Source organism: Microbacterium sp. SY138, assembly GCF_039729145.1.
GTDB classification, from domain to species: Bacteria; Actinomycetota; Actinomycetes; order Actinomycetales; family Microbacteriaceae; genus Microbacterium; species Microbacterium maritypicum_A.
The window spans coordinates 2,526,096-2,542,321 of sequence record NZ_CP155793.1 but is presented as its reverse complement, the minus strand read 5'-3'; the positions used below and the strand labels follow the sequence as shown (position 1 = coordinate 2,542,321).

The 16,226-nt window shown below is 69.5% G+C and carries 15 protein-coding genes and 1 tRNA gene; 13 read left to right on the top strand and 3 right to left on the bottom strand.

All coding sequences use genetic code 11. From position 1 onward, the window contains the following. Positions 1-6 precede the first annotated feature (6 nt). From ABDC25_RS12085 to ABDC25_RS12050, 8 genes are all read left to right on the top strand, one after another. The gene (locus ABDC25_RS12085; RefSeq protein ID WP_167254606.1) at positions 7-666 is read left to right on the top strand and encodes an O-methyltransferase; all 660 of its coding nucleotides are present in this window, start codon (positions 7-9) and stop codon (positions 664-666) included. 132 nt (positions 667-798) lie between these two features. Next, positions 799-2,079, top strand: coding sequence for a phosphopyruvate hydratase (gene eno, locus ABDC25_RS12080; RefSeq protein WP_021199527.1), 1,281 nt, complete (start codon positions 799-801; stop codon positions 2,077-2,079). Positions 2,080-2,154: 75 nt separating this feature from the next. After that, positions 2,155-2,730 carry a septum formation initiator family protein gene (locus ABDC25_RS12075; protein ID WP_021199528.1) on the top strand — a complete coding sequence of 192 codons (576 nt, stop codon included), beginning with the start codon at positions 2,155-2,157 and terminating at the stop codon, positions 2,728-2,730. A gap of 47 nt (positions 2,731-2,777) precedes the next feature. Beyond that, a complete protein-coding gene (locus ABDC25_RS12070) occupies positions 2,778-3,320 on the top strand; it encodes a DUF501 domain-containing protein (protein ID WP_021199529.1) in 543 nt (180 codons plus the stop codon). Next, on the top strand, positions 3,317-4,624 hold the full coding sequence (locus tag ABDC25_RS12065; protein WP_347123058.1) for a S8 family serine peptidase: 1,308 nt from the start codon (positions 3,317-3,319) through the stop codon (positions 4,622-4,624). Before ABDC25_RS12070 ends, ABDC25_RS12065 begins: the two co-directional genes overlap by 4 nt. 25 nt (positions 4,625-4,649) lie before the next feature. Next, on the top strand, positions 4,650-6,176 hold the full coding sequence (locus ABDC25_RS12060) for an FAD-dependent oxidoreductase (RefSeq protein WP_347125991.1): 1,527 nt from the start codon (positions 4,650-4,652) through the stop codon (positions 6,174-6,176). A 295-nt stretch (positions 6,177-6,471) separates the two neighbouring features. Beyond that, positions 6,472-7,410, top strand: a complete 939-nt coding sequence (locus tag ABDC25_RS12055; protein WP_347123057.1) for a cation-transporting ATPase — start codon at positions 6,472-6,474, stop codon at positions 7,408-7,410. A 6-nt stretch (positions 7,411-7,416) separates the two neighbouring features. Beyond that, positions 7,417-8,082, top strand: coding sequence for a DedA family protein (locus tag ABDC25_RS12050; protein ID WP_347123056.1), 666 nt, complete (start codon positions 7,417-7,419; stop codon positions 8,080-8,082). A gap of 24 nt (positions 8,083-8,106) precedes the next feature. Here the strand turns inward: ABDC25_RS12050 and ABDC25_RS12045 are convergent. Further along, positions 8,107-8,179: transfer RNA gene (locus ABDC25_RS12045), tRNA-Leu, on the bottom strand. Positions 8,180-8,265: 86 nt separating this feature from the next. Between ABDC25_RS12045 and ABDC25_RS12040 the strand changes: the two genes are divergently transcribed. The 3 genes from ABDC25_RS12040 to ABDC25_RS12030 all read left to right on the top strand — a co-directional run bounded on the left by ABDC25_RS12040 (position 8,266) and on the right by ABDC25_RS12030 (position 11,478). After that, positions 8,266-9,513 (top strand): amino acid deaminase/aldolase, encoded by a 1,248-nt coding sequence (locus ABDC25_RS12040; RefSeq protein ID WP_347123055.1) that lies wholly within the window; start codon positions 8,266-8,268, stop codon positions 9,511-9,513. Further along, on the top strand, positions 9,510-10,823 hold the full coding sequence (locus ABDC25_RS12035; protein ID WP_347123054.1) for a D-arabinono-1,4-lactone oxidase: 1,314 nt from the start codon (positions 9,510-9,512) through the stop codon (positions 10,821-10,823). Before ABDC25_RS12040 ends, ABDC25_RS12035 begins: the two co-directional genes overlap by 4 nt. 88 nt (positions 10,824-10,911) lie before the next feature. Further along, a complete protein-coding gene (locus ABDC25_RS12030) occupies positions 10,912-11,478 on the top strand; it encodes a LemA family protein (protein ID WP_021199536.1) in 567 nt (188 codons plus the stop codon). A 25-nt stretch (positions 11,479-11,503) separates the two neighbouring features. Here the strand turns inward: ABDC25_RS12030 and ABDC25_RS12025 are convergent, their stop codons facing one another. Together ABDC25_RS12025 and ABDC25_RS12020 are read right to left on the bottom strand one after the other, a co-directional pair. Further along, on the bottom strand, positions 11,504-12,409 hold the full coding sequence (locus ABDC25_RS12025) for a hypothetical protein (RefSeq protein WP_347123053.1): 906 nt from the start codon (positions 12,407-12,409) through the stop codon (positions 11,504-11,506). Next, on the bottom strand, positions 12,406-13,659 hold the full coding sequence (locus ABDC25_RS12020) for a crosslink repair DNA glycosylase YcaQ family protein (protein WP_167254595.1): 1,254 nt from the start codon (positions 13,657-13,659) through the stop codon (positions 12,406-12,408). Before ABDC25_RS12020 ends, ABDC25_RS12025 begins: the two co-directional genes overlap by 4 nt. Positions 13,660-13,747: 88 nt before the next feature. Between ABDC25_RS12020 and ABDC25_RS12015 the strand changes: the two genes are divergently transcribed. Both ABDC25_RS12015 and ilvA read left to right on the top strand, forming a co-directional pair. Next, entirely contained in the window at positions 13,748-14,944 is a 1,197-nt protein-coding gene (locus ABDC25_RS12015; protein ID WP_021199539.1) for an AI-2E family transporter, read from the top strand. Further along, on the top strand, positions 14,941-16,170 hold the full coding sequence (ilvA, locus tag ABDC25_RS12010) for a threonine ammonia-lyase (RefSeq protein ID WP_029266649.1): 1,230 nt from the start codon (positions 14,941-14,943) through the stop codon (positions 16,168-16,170). The genes ABDC25_RS12015 and ilvA overlap by 4 nt, the downstream gene beginning before the upstream one ends. Positions 16,171-16,226 lie beyond the last annotated feature (56 nt).

The window sequence follows — 16,226 nt, the reverse complement described above, 5'->3', positions numbered from 1 at the left end:
GAGGCCATGGAATCCACCCCCGCCGCCTGGTCCGACGCCGACAGCTTCCTCTCCGATCTGCTCGTCGGTCCCGATCCGGCGCTGGAGTCGGCCCTCACTGCGCAGCGGGCCGCCGGCCTCCCGGAGATCGAGGTCGCGCCCGTCGCCGGCAAACTGCTGAACCTGCTGGTCCGCATCAGCGGCGCGCGCCGCGTGCTCGAGATCGGCACGCTCGGCGGCTACTCGACGATCTGGCTCGCCCGCGCCGTCGGCGCCGAAGGACGGATCGTGACGATCGAGGCGGAATCGGACAACGCGGCGGTCGCCCGTGCCAGCATCGACGCCGCGGGGGTCGGTGATCGCGTCGACATCCGGGTGGGGCGGGGAGCGGACGTGCTGCCGACCCTGGTCGGCGGATTCGATCTGGTGTTCATCGACGCCGACAAGGAGTCGAACACGATCTACCTCGATTGGGCGGCGAAGCTCGGGCACTCCGGCACGGTGATCGTGCTCGACAACATCGGGCGCGAGGGCGAGATCGTCCGCGACGACAGCACCGATCCCAAGGTCGTGGGCACCCGCGACGGACTGCGGATGCTGGGGGAGGATCCGCGCTTCGATGCCACGGCCCTGCAGACCGTGGGCGTGAAGGGATGGGACGGCTTCGCGATCGCCGTGGTCGTCTGACCTTCCGGGGCTTCCCGCCGCGGGCGATTCGCGTCCGGGCGAGTCCCGGAGTCCGTCGGGAGGCCGGGCTAGACTGGGCGCGGATCGACGACGCTCCACACAACGTTTTCCCCCTGAGCAAGGAGCACATCAGTGGCACTGATCGAGGCTGTAGGCGCACGCGAGATTCTCGACTCGCGCGGAAACCCGACCGTCGAGGTGGAGGTCCTCCTCGACGACGGCATCGTGCAGCGGGCGGCCGTTCCGTCCGGCGCATCCACGGGCGCGTTCGAGGCGTACGAGCTCCGCGACGGAGACAAGAGCCGCTACGGCGGCAAGGGCGTGCTGAAGGCCGTCGAGGCCATCATCGATGAGCTCGGACCGGCGATCGAGGGTGTCGAGGCGAGCGAGCAGCGCATCGTCGACGAGATCCTGATCGATGTCGACGGCACCGAGAACAAGAAGCGCGTCGGCGCCAACGCCATCCTCGGCGTGAGCCTGGCCGTGGCCAAGGCCGCCGCGGACTCGGCCGACCTCCCGCTGTTCCGCTACCTCGGCGGCCCGAACGCGCACGTGCTGCCCGTTCCGCTGTTCAACGTCATCAACGGTGGCGAGCACGCCGACAACGGCATCGACATGCAGGAGTTCTTCCTCGCGCCGATCGGCGCCGAGACCTACTCCGAGGCACTCCGGTGGGGTGTCGAGACCTACCACGTGCTGCGCGCCGAGCTGAAGGCCGCCGGCTACGCGACCGGTCTGGGCGACGAGGGCGGCTTCGCTCCCGACCTGCCCAGCAACCGTGAGGGCCTCGACTTCCTGGTGAAGGCGATCGAGAAGGCCGGGTTCACGCCCGGAACCGACATCGCCCTCGGGCTCGACGTCGCCGCGACCGAGTTCTTCAAGGACGGCGTCTACCGTCTCGACAACAAGGACTGGGACGCCGCCGCGCTCACCGAGTACTACGTCGGACTCGTGAACGACTTCCCGATCGTCACGATCGAAGACGCTCTCGCCGAGGACGACTGGGACAACTGGAAGCACCTCACCGACGTCCTGGGCTCCAAGGTCCAGCTGGTCGGCGACGACCTGTTCGTCACCAACCCGCAGCGTCTCGCCGACGGCATCAAGCGTGGCGTCGCCAACTCGCTGCTCGTCAAGGTCAACCAGATCGGCACGCTCACCGAGACGTTCGACGCCGTCAGCCTGGCGCAGCGCTCCGGGTACACGGCGATGCTCTCGCACCGCTCGGGCGAGACCGAGGACACCACGATCGCCGACCTGGTCGTCGCGACCAACGCGGGCCAGATCAAGGCGGGCGCCCCTGCCCGCAGCGAGCGTGTCGCGAAGTACAACCAGCTGCTGCGCATCGAGGAAGAGCTCGGCGACGCCGCGGTCTTCGCCGGCCGCTCGGCGTTCCCGCGCTACCAGGCCTGAACGCACGACACATCGAAGAAGCCGCCGACACGGCGGTGAACACCGCCGCTGAGCCGGCACGACGAAGGAGGAGCCGTGGCACGACGACCGGCTCCTCCTTCGTCGTCTCCGCGAGCGCAGCCGACGCCCTCGCCCACGAAGAAGGGCGCGAAGCCCCGGGCGCAGGCAGCGACGACGTCGTCTCGGCGTGCGTCGAGCGCGTCCCGAGGCGAGGCGCCTCGCGTCGACGTGCGCGAGTGGGCATCCGGCATCCGGCTCTCGGCGTTCTCCGTCATCATGCTCTCTCTCGTGGTGCTGGGAGCCTGGGTGCTCGTGCCCACGCTCGGGACCTTCATCGATCAGCGTCAGAAGATCGCTGCTCTCGAGGCATCGGTGAAGGTGAGCGAAGACCAGATCGAGGCGCTCGTCGCGGAACGCGAGCGTTGGAACGACCCCGCGTACATCGCCACCCAGGCCCGCGAACGCCTCTACTACGTCAAGCCCGGCGAGGTCGTCTACCTGGTCGACAACGACCTCGACCCCGCAGCACTTCCGCGTGAGCAGGACCCCGTGAGCGAGACGCTCGTCGAGACGCCGACGGACTGGATGCCGCAGTTGCTGCGCACCGTGGTCTCGACCGGGCTCAGCGACACGGCCGCCGTCGCTCCCTGAGCATTCGCTCCGAGCATCCTCCCTGGCGGCTCCCCTACGCTGGTGGGGTGACCACGCCGCCGTTCCCCGCCCCCACGCCCGCCGAACTCGCCGTCGTATCGGCTCAGCTCGGTCGTCCCGCCCGAGGCGTGGTGGGCATCGCGGCCCGCTGCGTGTGCGGCAACCCGACGGTCGTCGCGACCACCCCGCGTCTGCCGGACGGCACGCCGTTCCCCACGTTCTACTACCTGACGCACCCGGCGGCGACCGCGGCGATGTCGACGCTCGAGGCCACCCAGGTGATGCCGGAGCTCGCCGCCCTCCTCACCGACGACGAAGACGTGGCCGCGGCCTACCTCGCAGCCCACGAGGCCTATCTCGCCGACCGTGGGCAGTTCGGAGAGGTCTCCGAGATCGACGGCATCTCCGCCGGAGGCATGCCCACGCGTGTCAAGTGCCTGCACGCCCTGGCCGGACATGCCCTGGCTGCGGGCCCCGGGGTCAACCCGATCGGCGACGCCGCACTCGCACGCTCTTCATGGTCGCCCTCGGTCTGCCGCTGCGAAGACCCCGGTGCCGCCGTGCGCGACGGGGCGGCCCCCTCGGCATGACCGCGCGCCGGAAGCTGCGCAGCGCTGCCGCCATCGTGGTGGTCGCGGCGACCGTGCTGCTCATCGGCGCTTCCGCCACGCCGCCGCCGATCCCCGATGACCCCGCAGATCCGGTCCGCGCCTCGGAGTACTGGCTCGACGGCGCACGCATCCGCGAGGCCTGGCAGACGACCCGCGGCAAGGGCGTGACGATCGCGGTGATCGACACGGGCATCGGCAAGGTGCCGTCGGTCTTCGGCGACGCGGTCGTCGGGGGCACGGACGTGTCGGGGGCCGGGACTCCGGACGGACGCACCCCGCTGGGCGCGGTCGACGGCAACCACGGATCCTGGGTGGCTTCGCTGGCTGCCGGACGCGGTGCACCGGACGGAACGGGCATGATCGGCGTGGCTCCGGAGGCCAACCTGCTCTCGATCTCCGTGGGTTTCGGTGCGGCCGCGACGGTGCCGTTCACGGAACAGGTGGCGAAGGGCATGAAGTGGGCCGTCGACAACGGGGCCGACGTCATCAATCTGTCGTTCACCACGAACACGCTCGATTGGGACGAGAGCTGGGACGAGGCGTTCCTGTACGCCTTCGAGCACGACGTGGTGGTGGTCGTCGCCGCCGGCAACCGGGGGAGCGGGACGAACATCATCGGCGCCCCGGCGACCATTCCCGGCGTGCTCACCGTCGGCGGCGTCGACCAGACGGGCACGGCCAGCATCGAGGCGTCGACGCAGGGCATCACGATCGGGATCTCGGCGCCCAGCGAAGGCCTGATCGGTGTCTCGGCCGATGGCTCGGTCGTCCCCTGGCGCGGCACGAGCGGTGCGGCGCCCATCGTCGCCGGAGTCGCGGCGCTGATCCGCTCGGCGCACCCCGACATCAAGGCGATCGACGTCATCAACCGCATCATCAAGACCGCGATTCCGGTCGACGATGCGATCAAGCCCCAGGATCCGCTGTACGGGTACGGGCTGGTGGATGCGGCGGCGGCGATCTCTGCAAACATCCCCGCAGTGAGCGAGAACCCCATGGGAGACCTGGCGGAGTGGATCCGCGTGTTCCGCCGTGCGCAGTCGGAACCGCAGCCGGTGGAGACGAGGACTCCGGTCGCCGTTCCCCCTCTTCCTGCCGCAGACGCTCCGACCGAGGCGGGTTCACCGTTGCTTCCCAGCGCGGATTCACTGCGCTACGGTACCCTGCCGCTCATTGCGCTCACCGTCCCTGGTATCCTGGTAGCGCTTGGCGTCACCGCAGCTGCCCGGCGCATCCGATCGGCGCGCATTTCCGTACGCCACACCCCCGACTCCGAGGAGTAGTTCTTCTGTGCCTCAGAACAGCACTGTGCCCAAGATCCTGATCGTCGGCGGAGGGTACGCGGGTTTCTACACCGCGTGGAAGCTCGAGAAGCACCTGCGCAAGGGCGAAGCCGACGTGACCATGGTCGACCCGCTGCCGTACATGACGTACCAGCCGTTCCTGCCCGAGGTCGCCGCCGGCTCCATCGAGGCGCGACACTCGGTGGTCGCGCACCGTCGTCACCTCAAGCGCACGAACGTCCTCACCGCCAAGGTGACGAACATCAACCACGCGCAGAAGGTCGCGACCATCACACCGCCCGTGGGTGAGCCGTACGAGTTCGCGTACGACCAGATCGTCGTCACCGCCGGTGCCGTGTCGCGTACCTTCCCGATCCCCGGCATCGCCGACAACGCGATCGGTCTGAAGACGATCGAAGAGGCCGTCGCGATCCGCGACAAGGTCATGTCGAACTTCGACAAGGCCGCGTCCCTCCCGGCCGGCCCTGAGCGCGACCGTCTGCTGACCGTCGTGGTCGTCGGTGGTGGCTTCGCCGGCATCGAGGTGTTCGCCGAGCTGCGTTCGCTGGCGTCCGCGCTGGTGGCCAAGTACCCGCAGATCAGCTTCGACGACACGCACTTCCACCTCATCGAGGCGATGGGCCGCATCATGCCCGAGGTCTCGCTGCAGACCAGCGAGTGGGTGCTCAAGGACCTGGCCAAGCGCGGAGCCAACGTGCACCTCGACACGCAGCTGACGAGCGCCGTCGACGGCAACGTCGAGCTTTCCACCGGTGAGGTCATCCCGACCGACGTCATCGTGTGGACCGCGGGTGTCATGGCCAACCCGACCGTCGTCCGCGGCGGAGACCTGCCGGTCGAGGAGCGCGGTCGCATCCAGACCCGCGCCGACCTGCGCGTCGGCACCCCCGAGGCGTTCGTCGAGGGAGCCTGGGCGGCCGGTGACGTCTCGGCCGTTCCCGACCTGTCCGGTGGCGGGGTCGGCGGCTTCTGCGTGCCGAATGCCCAGCACGCGGTCCGCCAGGCCAAGCTGCTCGCGAAGAACCTCGTCGCGGTCCTCCGGGGAGAGAAGCCCAAGGAGTACTTCCACAAGAACCTCGGTGCCGTCGCCGGCCTCGGCCTGTACAACGGTGTCTTCCAGTCCGGCAAGATCGCCCTCAAGGGTTTCGTGGCCTGGGTCGCGCACCGCGGCTACCACGGTCTTGCGATGCCCACGTGGGAGCGCAAGTTCCGCGTCATCTGGGGCTGGTGGAACAACCTGTGGCTCGGCCGCGACCTGGTGAACCTCGAGACCGTGCAGAACCCGCGCTACGTCTTCGAGGAGTTCGCGGCGCGCCCGCGCCCGGCTGCTCCGGCCGCGCCCGTGGCAGAGGCTGCTCCGGCCGCGAAGGCTGCTCCGGCTGCGAAGAAGTCGGCGGCCAAGGCCGCTCCGGCCGCATCGGCTGAGGTGACGGAGAAGCCGGCTGCGAAGAAGCCGGCGGCGAAGAAGCCCGCAGCGAATAAGCCCGCCGCCGAGAAGGCCCCCGAGCCGGCCGAGGCTGCCGCCAAGTAGCAGACACGCTCGCACACGAACATCGGCCCCCACGCGCTCCGCGTCGGGGTCGATGTTCGTCTCTGCGGGGCGGCTCCGAGGCCATGCATAGGTACGGCCGGTATCGTCACGCGAGCAAGGGGAGTACTCCCGAATGCGGCGACGTCGTCATTACGAGCACGAGATCGTGCTCCGGCCCGCCGGCCCGTGAGGGTGGAGGAGACCTTGGCACCCGCATCGCGGGCTGCCGAGAGAACCCTGCCGTCGTCCCGGCGTCGTGGATCCGCGGTGGTCCGCACCACGAAAGGGACCACTCATGGGAAAGCTCTCCCGACTGATCGGAATGGCATCCGAAGCACTCGAGAAGAACGCCGGCACGGGGCGCGACCCTCACGCGGGCGACCGATCGCGCTCGCAGGACGGGTCCCGGTCGACGGACTGGGGAGGCATGCTCCGTGGAGCAGTCGACGCGGTCCGCGGTCCTGCCGACCCCGCACGGTCGTCAGGCCAGGACAGGCCTTCGTCGGCCGACCCGTACGCGCCGCCGGCCGCGTCCGGTGGACGACCGCGTCCCGCGCACACGGCACCATCTGCTGCAGACCCGTACGCGCCGCCTCCTCCCGGAACCGCGCGGGGCTCACACGCCGTGACCGACGCCGACCGAGCGGCCATCGCCCGCTACGACTACCTCCTCCAGACGGCGGATCCGCAGCGTGTCGAACAGATCCACCGCGAGGCGTTCGCCCGCCTCACACCTGACCAGCGCGCGCAGGTCGAGGCCCGGATGAGGCAGGAGCTCGAACCCGGTGAGCGACCGCGGTCCTCGTCGGCGGACGACCTCGCCCGCGCCGCCGGACGTGCTGAGGCCATGAAGCCGGGCCGGATGCGCGGACTGCTGTCGCGAGCACGTGGAGCCGGTATCGGTGGCGCGGCTGGTGGTGCGGCGGTCGCGGCTGGCGGCGCGGCCGTCGGATTGCTCGGCGTGGTGGCGGGCGGGGCCGTCCTCAGCACCGTGGCGGGGCCCCTGTTGGAGCAGGCCGCGAACAGCGGCGTCGACTTCGGCGCTATGGCGGAGGGCATCGACATCGAGTCCCTGGCCGCCGGCATCGACGTCGAGTCGCTCACGGGAGGTGCCGGTGAGCTCCTGGGCTCGGCCGGCGAGACCGTGTCGGGTCTGGGCGATGCGGCGAGCGGGTGGGGCGAGCAACTCGGCAATCTCGGCATCCCCGGTATCGGCGACATCTTCGGGCGCTGATCGCGGATGGTCCTCACTGCTGCCGCCGATCATGGCTTCACCGGGCTCACCGGATTCGCGGCCGACGTCCTCACCGCACTCGGGGATGTCGGGGTGGGTGTGCTGGTCTTCCTCGAAGTCCTGGTGCCCCCCATCCCGAGCGAGGTCATCCTGCCGTTCGCGGGGTACCTCAGCCAGAGCGGCGCCCTGAACCTGGGGTGGTTGATCTTCTGGAGCACCCTCGCGTCCCTGCTGGGCGCTTTGCTGCTGTACGGACTCGGTGCCGCGATCGGCATGGATCGGGCCGTGCGCATGCTGGCGGCCACTCGGCTGGTGAGCCGGTCCGACCTCGAGCGGGGAGGGGACTGGTTCGTGCGCAGCGGCGGTTGGACCGTGCTGGTCGGGCGGATGGTCCCCGGCGTCCGCAGCCTCATCTCGATCCCGGCGGGCGCATCCCGCATGAACCTCGTGACGTTCAGCATCTACACGGTCATCGGCAGCGGCCTCTGGAACACACTCCTGCTGGGCGTCGGCGCAGCGCTGGGCACGCAGCACGAGCAGTTGGAGCAGTATCTCGGCTATCTCGACTACGTCGTGTACTCGGCGATCGCGATCGCACTCGTCGTCCTGATCGTGCGGAGGATCCGTGAGGCCTCGGGCGAGAAGAAGCGAGCCATCGACGTCGAAGACTGAGAGGGCGGGGGCGGAACCCCGGTGTGCCCCCGCTGGGACTCGAACCCAGACTGAAGCGATTTTAAGTCGCCTGCCTCTGCCATTGGGCTACGGGGGCCTCGCCGCCAGCCTATCGCCGTGCCCGCATGCGACGCGGTGCCGCAGGGGGTGATCCCGAGTCCGATGAGGCCTTAGGGTGGGGGAGTGCTCGACCTCATCGACGAACTGAGCCCCGTCCATGGTGCGCCCGCGGTCGCCCCCGAGTGGGAGGACCCGGCCCGCTACTGGCCGCGCCTGTCCGCCGTGACCGGGCATCTCCCCGCCCCGGTCGCGGTGATCGACCGGGAGGCGCTCCGCTACAACGCCATGGACCTTCTGGTGCGCGCCGGCGGGCTGCCGATCCGTGTCGCCTCAAAGTCGGTGCGCGTGCGATCCGTGCTCGATGCCGTGCTCGCGCTGCCCGGGTTCCACGGCATCCTCGCCTTCACGCTGGAGGAAGCGCTCTGGCTCGCCGAGACGCACGACGACATCGTGCTCGGCTACCCGACCGTGGATCGCGGAGGACTGGAACGGCTGTTCGCCGACGAGCAGGCCGCGCAGCGCATCACCCTGATGGTCGACGACCTCGTGCATCTCGATCTGATCGACAGCGTCGCCGGCCCGGGGTCGCGCCCCGAACTCCGCGTCGCGATCGACGTCGACGCCTCCTGGCGCTCGTCGCTCCTCGGCCACATCGGCGTGCGTCGTTCGGCGCTCTTCAGCGCCGGAGAGGTGGCGGCATTCGCTCGCAAGGTGGTCGCGCGGCCAGGATTCCGACTCGTCGGACTGCAGATGTACGACGCGCAGATCGCGGGCCAGGGCGACGACGCCGGCCCCGATGCGCCGTTGATCCGGATGGTGCAGGCCCGCTCGCGCAATGAGCTGCGGGAACGCCGGGCAGCCATCGTCTCCGCCGTCGGCGCGATCGCTCCGCTGGAGATCCTCAACGGCGGTGGCACCGGATCGCTCGAGTTCACCGGAAGCGATGAGTCCCTCACCGAGGCGAGTGCGGGGAGCGGGCTCCTGGGCGGCCATCTGTTCGACGGGTACCGTTCGTTCCGACCGGCCCCAGCCTCGGCGTTCGCGTTCGACGTGGTGCGGCGCCCGGCCGTCGACATCGCCACCGTGCTCGGCGGAGGCTGGATCGCCTCCGGCCCCGCAGTCGCGTCCCGTCAGCCGCGTCCCGTATGGCCGGAAGGGCTCCACACGCTCTCCCGGGAAGCGGCCGGAGAAGTGCAGACACCGCTCCAGGGTCCGACGGCCACGTCGCTGGGTGTGGGGGACCGGGTCTGGTTCCGCCATGCCAAGAGCGGCGAACCGGCCGAGCGCATCGAGAGTTACCACCTGGTCTCGGGCGACGAGATCATCGACGAGCTGCCGACCTACCGCGGCGAGGGAAAGGCCTTCCTGTGACGAGAATCGGCGGCACCTGGCAGAACTGGGGCCGCTCGGCCTCGGTCCGACCCGTGCGTGTGGAGCGTCCGCGCAGCCCGGAGGGCGTGCAGCGCGCGGTGATCGCCGCAGTCAAGCACGGGCTGCCGGTGAAAGCCGTCGGCGCCGGTCACAGCTTCACGGGCATCGCGGTGGCCCCGGGCGTCCTGCTCGAGCTCGACGACCTGCAGGGCCTCGTCTCCGCGGACGCCGCCACCGGGCGCGTGACGTTGCTCGCCGGCACTCGGCTGCACCGCATCCCGGCTCTGCTCGCGCCCTACGGGCTCGCGATGGAGAACCTCGGCGACATCGATCGGCAGTCGATCGCCGGTGCGATTTCGACGGGCACGCACGGAACGGGAGCCGGATACGGCGGCCTCGCGACCCAGGTGGTCGGTGTCACGATGGTCACGGCGGCCGGCGAGTTCCTCCGCATCGACGAGGAGCACGAGAATGAGCTCCTGCCCGCCGTGGCGTTGGGCCTCGGCGCGCTCGGCATCGTCGTCGAGGTGACTCTCCAGTGCGTGCCCGCGTTCGTCATGCACGCGACCGACGAGCCGGTGGCCCTGGACGAGGTGCTGGCCAGCCTCGACGAGCGCGTCGCTGCCGCCGATCACTTCGAGTTCTACTGGTTCCCCCACACCGATGTGGCCCTGACCAAGCGCCAGACGCGCATGCCGGAGGCGACGGTCCGCAAGCCGCTACCGGCGGTCGGGCGATGGATCGATGAGACGCTGCTCTCGAACGGCGTGTATCGCGTGGTGTGCGCGGCGGGCCAGGTCATCCCCGCGATCACTCCACCCTTCAGCCGGCTCGCCGTCAAGCTCACGGGCGATCGCGAATACACCGAGCTGTCGCACCGGGTGCTCATCCAGAGCAGGACCGTGAGATTCCGCGAGATGGAGTACGCGATCCCCGCCGAGAACGCCGTGGCCGCCTTCCAGGCGGTCCGGGCGCTCATCGACCGACGAGGGTGGCGGATCGAGTTCCCGATCGAGGTGCGGTTCGCGGCCGCCGACGACCGCTGGCTGTCGACGGCCCATGGGCGTGCCAGCGCCTACATCGCCGTGCACCGGTACTGGCGAGCCGACCCCACGGAGTACTTCGGTGCCGTCGAAGAGATCATGCACGAATACGGGGGACGCCCGCACTGGGGCAAGCTCCACACGCTGACCGCGGAGACGCTCCGGGAGCGGTACCCGCGGTTCGACGATTTCGTCACGCTGCGCGATCGCCTCGACCCCGAACGTCGATTCGCCAACCGCTATCTTGAACGGGTCCTCGGCAGCTGATCGGTCTGCGGTTGTCGCCGGGCATGCCCAGTCCACGTGCAGGCTGCGCGTCTAGGATGAGAGAAACACGAGGAAGGGTGGGCCTCTGATGGAATGGCTCGTGCCGGTACTGATCGTTGTCGGAGTGATCCTGCTCGTCGGCATCTATCTGTGGGCCACGTACAACTCGCTGGTGCAGCTGAACGTCCGCGTCGATGAGGCGTGGAGCGGAATCACGGTGCAGCTGAAGCGACGAGCCGACCTCATCCCCAACCTGATCGAGACGGTCAAGGGATATGCCTCCCATGAGAAGGCCGTCTTCGAGAACGTGACTCGTGCGCGTGCCGAGACCCTGTCGGCGGGAGGCCCCGGGGAAGCGGGCATCGCCGAGGGACACCTGCAACAGGCTCTGCGCAGCCTGTTCGCGGTCGCCGAGGCGTACCCGCAGCTGCAGGCGAGCACGAACTTCCTCCAGGTGCAGCAGGCACTGGTCGACACCGAGGACAAGATCCAGGCCGCACGCCGTTTCTACAACGGCGGTGTGCGCGAGCTCAACACCAAGATCAAGGTGTTCCCGAACAACCTGTTCGCGAAGGGCTTGGGCTTCTCCGAGCGGGAGTTCTTCGAGGTCGCCGACAGCAGCGCCATCTCCGAGCCACCGCGCGTGCAGTTCTGATGACCTCCGCCTGACCAGACCCCTCTCACCACGGTGAGAGCACGAGACCGTCGGCGGTGAATGAGACATCGCCGCGCAGGCTCCAGGAGTCGGTGCGATACGTGGTGGTGCGAGGTTCGCCGTTCTGGCCGGTCCCGGTGACGGTGGCCACGAGAACTCCACCCTCCGCTGTGAAACCGGCTGGGGACAGCGCGATGGTCGGTGACTCGTCGATCCGATAGCGGATGCCGGTCACATCGCGGAACTCCGTCCCCCAGGGGATTCGGATTCCGCAGCCCTCCGCCTCCGTGGTGGCTGGGGCGGTACAGGTCTCGAGGAGCTCGTCGAGACTGTCCTGTGCGGCAGCAGTCGCTTCCGGGCGCACGGCGACATCGACCGTCGCCGTGGTCTTCGCGCCGGGCAGCACCGACACCGAGCTCTCGCCGTCGAGCAGCGTCGTCGGCGCGACAGCCACGGTGTAGGTCGCAGGCAGCAGCGGAATACCCTTCCCTGCCGGAATGGTCGCGTCGCCGATCGCCACGTCGGAGCCGATGCTCGATTCAATGGTCAGGCTGCCCAGACCCGCGGAGTCGACGATCCAACGGTCCTCCACGACGCCGAGGCTCAGTTGCGCCTCCTGCGACGCGCCGTCGAGGCGGAAGGAGATGTCGACGACGGCGGATGCTCCGTCGGCGTCTTCACGGACGCGCGTGACCTTGGCATCCTCGATCAGTGAGGTCGCGGCGTCGAACGCGTCAAGGGCGGTCCTCGAGACCTTCATCCCGGTGGCTGCCACAGCATCGGGGTCGCCGGATTCCAGGGCGTGCAGGTAGTCGAGTGCCGCCTCCTCGGGAGTGGACGAGTGGGCTGTCGACTGCCAGATCCACAGGCCCGCGGCGGCCAGGACGAGTCCCGCGGCACCGCCGATGAGCCACCAGCGCGCCTTTCTCACGTCCGGCTCTCCCGCGCATGCAGATGACGGCCCACGGCACGGCTGTTCGCCAGCGCTGCATGCAGGGCATCGGTGGCGTCGCCCCAGCCGGAGACCGAGACGTTCTCCAGACCCTGCCACCCCGCCGCGAGGGCGAGCTCTGCCGCGATCGGTTCCGCATCGCCGGGGCGCGCCTGCGGTTCCCACCAGGCGGACTGGACCTGCAGCGTCGACGTCGCGCGGTCGGCCTTGAGGTCGACCCGCGCCACGATGCGGTCGCCGACGAGGACGGGCAAGGAGTAATAGCCGTACCGACGCTTCTCCGCCGGCACATAGATCTCGATGCGGTAGTCGAGTTCGAACGCGCGGAGTGCTCGATCGCGGAACCACACGACGGGGTCGAACGGGGTCAGGATCGCGGCCGCATCGATTCCCCGGGGAAGCACCGCGTCACGATGCCGCCAGGCCGCGAGCGGACGCCCGCCACGTTCCCAGCCGCGCACCTGCACCGGCTGCAACTCGCCCGCATCGGCGAGGTCGGCGATCGAGCGGGCGACGGCCGCCCGGTCGCGGATCCGGTAGTAGTCTGCGAGGTCGGACTGCGTCGCGACACCGCTCGAACGGGCCGCGCGACGCGTCAGCTCGAGAATCGCATCGGCGCGGGAGACCTCCTCCGAGCGGATGCCGTCGGGGATCACATGCTCGGCCAGCGCATACGTGCGCTCGAAACCGCGGCGCCCGCTGATCGCGACGTCGCCGACACGCCACAGGTGCTCGAGGGCGAGCTTCACATCGTCCCAGTCCCACCACGTTCCCCGCTCTCGGGGTGCATCGGCGCGGAGGTCGGCCGGCCGCAGCGGCCCACGCGCGCGCAACTCGTCCTGCACCCACTGCACCGTGCGCGCGTTGCTGCTCATCCAGGAGTCCTCGCCGGCCCACCGCCGACGGAAGTCCTCCATGCGGAACCGCCACAGCGGCCAGTCCTGGATCGGGATGAAGGTCGCCTCGTGCGCGAGGTACTCCACGTAGTGGGTCGTGCGGGAGAGGAAGACGCGGTCGAGGAGAGCGGGTTCATACGCGCCGAGTCGCGAGAACAACGGCAGGTAGTGGGACCGGGCGAACACGTTGACCGAATCGATCTGGAGCACCCCGAGCCGGTCCATGACCCGGTGCACGTGCCGCCCCGTGACCGATGCGGGGCGGGTGCGTGTGAAGCCCTGAGCAGCCAGAGCGATGCGGCGTGCCTGGGTGGAGCTGAGGGTGTCGGTCACACGGCCAGGGTATCTCCGGCCGCCGACATGCCACCCCCCGGAGAAGGGATGCGTCCGACGGCATACGGCATGACCGTAGACTTGGGCGATGAGCGAGGACCAGCGACCCCGGCTGCGAGATCTGTTCCGTCCGCGCCCGGTCTCCACCGACCGCACCGTGACGACCGAGGCCGACGAGGCGGTGCCCCTGCCCCTGCGGATAACGGCGGGATATGCCTGGCGGCTGCTCCTGATCGCCGCCGCGATCGGCGTCTTCATCTGGCTGGTGATGCTGCTCAAGCTCCTCGTCATCCCGCTGATGGTGGGCATCCTCATCACGGCGTTGCTGTGGCCGGCGTTCTCGTGGATGCTGCGACGTGGTCTTCCGCGCTGGCTGGCGATCGCGCTCTCGCTGATCGGCACGGCCGCCATCGTCACCGGATTGATGTGGCTCGTCGTCTGGCAGGTGCGGGCTCAGCTTCCCGACGTGCAGGCGCGCTCGACCGAAGCGTTCGATCAGTTCCAGGTGTGGCTGCACGACGGTCCGCTGAACCTCTCGGACACGCAGATCGCCGACTACCTCCAGCAGGGTCTGGATCTCATCAGCGAGCAGGCGCAGGTCCTCTGGACGGGCGCGCTCGCCATCGGCACGACGGTCGGTCACGTCGCCACGGGCGCCCTGCTCGCGCTGTTCATCCTCATCTGCCTGCTGGCCGATGGTGCGGGGATCTGGCGCTGGACCCTCAAGATCTTCCCGCGTCGCGCCCGCCCGGCCGTCGATGGTGCCGCGCGCAACGGCTGGACCACGATCGTGAACTACGCGCGCACCCAGCTCTTCGTGGCCACCATCGACGCGATCGGCATCGGCCTCGGGGCGTTCCTCCTCCAGGTGCCCCTCGCGCTCCCGGTCGCCGTGCTCGTCTTCCTCGGCTCGTTCATCCCGATCGTGGGTGCGGTGGTGACCGGCGCCGTCGCCGTGTTCCTCGCGCTCGTGTACAACGGTCCGTGGATCGCGCTCTGGATGCTCGTGGTGGTCCTCGCCGTCCAGCAGATCGAGGGGCATATCCTGCAGCCGATCATGATGGGTTCTGCGGTCAAGGTGCACCCGCTCGCCGTCGTCCTCGTAGTGGCGGGTGGCGCGATGATCGCCGGCATCCCCGGCGCCCTCTTCGCTGTGCCGCTGGCGGCCTTCGTCAACGTCGCCGCGGTGACCATCAGCTCGGGCTCCTGGCGCACCGGCGTCGGGCCGAGCGGAGACCTTATCTGGAGCACAGTTCCGCGCGAGCGGAGACGGAGGAATCGATGAGCGCAGTCCCCAGCCTGACCGAGTTCGAGCACGCCGCTCAGAGTCTGGCTGAGGTGATCTCGCACACGCCGACGCTGCCCTCGCGAGCCCTCTCCGACATCCTCGGAGCCCCCGTCCTGCTGAAGATGGAGAATCTCCAGCGCACCGGGTCGTTCAAGATCCGCGGGGCGGCGTACCGGCTGTCGAAGCTGAGCGCCGAGGAGCGCTCGCGCGGCGTGGTCGCGGCGTCCGCGGGAAACCATGCGCAGGGAGTGGCGCTCGCCGCGCAGGAGCTCGGCATCCCCGCCACCATCTTCATGCCGTTGGGCGTTCCCGTGCCGAAGCTGCTCGCCACGCGTGGCTACGGAGCGGAGGTCGTGCTGGAGGGCGAGACGGTGGCGACATCCCTGCGTCTCGCCGCCGAGTTCTCGGAGCGCACGGGGGCGGTGCTGATCCACCCGTTCGACCACCGCGACGTGGTGATCGGGCAGGGAACGCTCGGTCTCGAGCTTCTCGAAGATGCACCCGACGTCGACACCGTCGTGCTCGGCATCGGCGGGGGAGGTCTCATCGCCGGCGTCGCCGCGGCGGTGAAGGCACGCGCCGCCGAGCTCGGGCGCACGGTCCGCATCATCGGCGTGCAGGCCGAGAACGCGGCCGCGGTCCCGCCCTCGCTCGAGGCCGGAGAGCCCGTCGACATCGTGACGCGACCGACCATCGCTGACGGCATCCTGGTCGCTCGACCGGGCGCGGTCCCCTTCGACATCATCAAAGAGCTCGTCGACGAGGTCGTCACCGTCTCCGACGATGACCTGGCGAGGGCCATTCTCATCCTGCTCGAGCAGTCGAAGGTCGTGGTGGAGCCCGCCGGTGCGGCCGGTGTGGCGGCGATCCTGGCCGGCAAGGTGTCGGCCACCGGGACCACGATGGCCGTGTTGTCGGGCGGGAACATCGATCCGCTCCTGCTGCAGCGCGTGGTCTCCCACGGACTCGCCGCCTCCGGTCGCTATCTCACGATCCGCATCCCTCTGCCCGACCGTCCCGGCCAGCTGGCCCGCGTGTCGGAGCTCATCGCCGAGGCCGGTGCGAACGTGATCGAGGCGATGCATACCCGCCACGGCCACGGCCTCCAGATCAGCGAGGTCATCCTCGAGCTCAGCGTCGAGACGCGTGGACCTGAGCACTCGGAGCACACGCTCGACACGCTGCGCCGCGCCGGCTTCGAGCCCATCCTCGTCCCCGATTGAGCACACCGATCGATCACGCAGAAGCGCCCCCGCGTCCGACAGGATGCGGGGGCGCT

Coding starts and splice junctions, on each gene's coding strand:
- ABDC25_RS12055 (WP_347123057.1), top strand. CDS start 6,472: ATGGGAAAGCTCTCCCGACTGATCGGAATGGCATCCGAAGCACTCGAG.
- ABDC25_RS12015 (WP_021199539.1), top strand. CDS start 13,748: ATGAGCGAGGACCAGCGACCCCGGCTGCGAGATCTGTTCCGTCCGCGC.
- ABDC25_RS12085 (WP_167254606.1), top strand. CDS start 7: ATGGAATCCACCCCCGCCGCCTGGTCCGACGCCGACAGCTTCCTCTCC.
- ABDC25_RS12030 (WP_021199536.1), top strand. CDS start 10,912: ATGGAATGGCTCGTGCCGGTACTGATCGTTGTCGGAGTGATCCTGCTC.
- ilvA (WP_029266649.1), top strand. CDS start 14,941: ATGAGCGCAGTCCCCAGCCTGACCGAGTTCGAGCACGCCGCTCAGAGT.
- ABDC25_RS12050 (WP_347123056.1), top strand. CDS start 7,417: ATGGTCCTCACTGCTGCCGCCGATCATGGCTTCACCGGGCTCACCGGA.
- ABDC25_RS12065 (WP_347123058.1), top strand. CDS start 3,317: ATGACCGCGCGCCGGAAGCTGCGCAGCGCTGCCGCCATCGTGGTGGTC.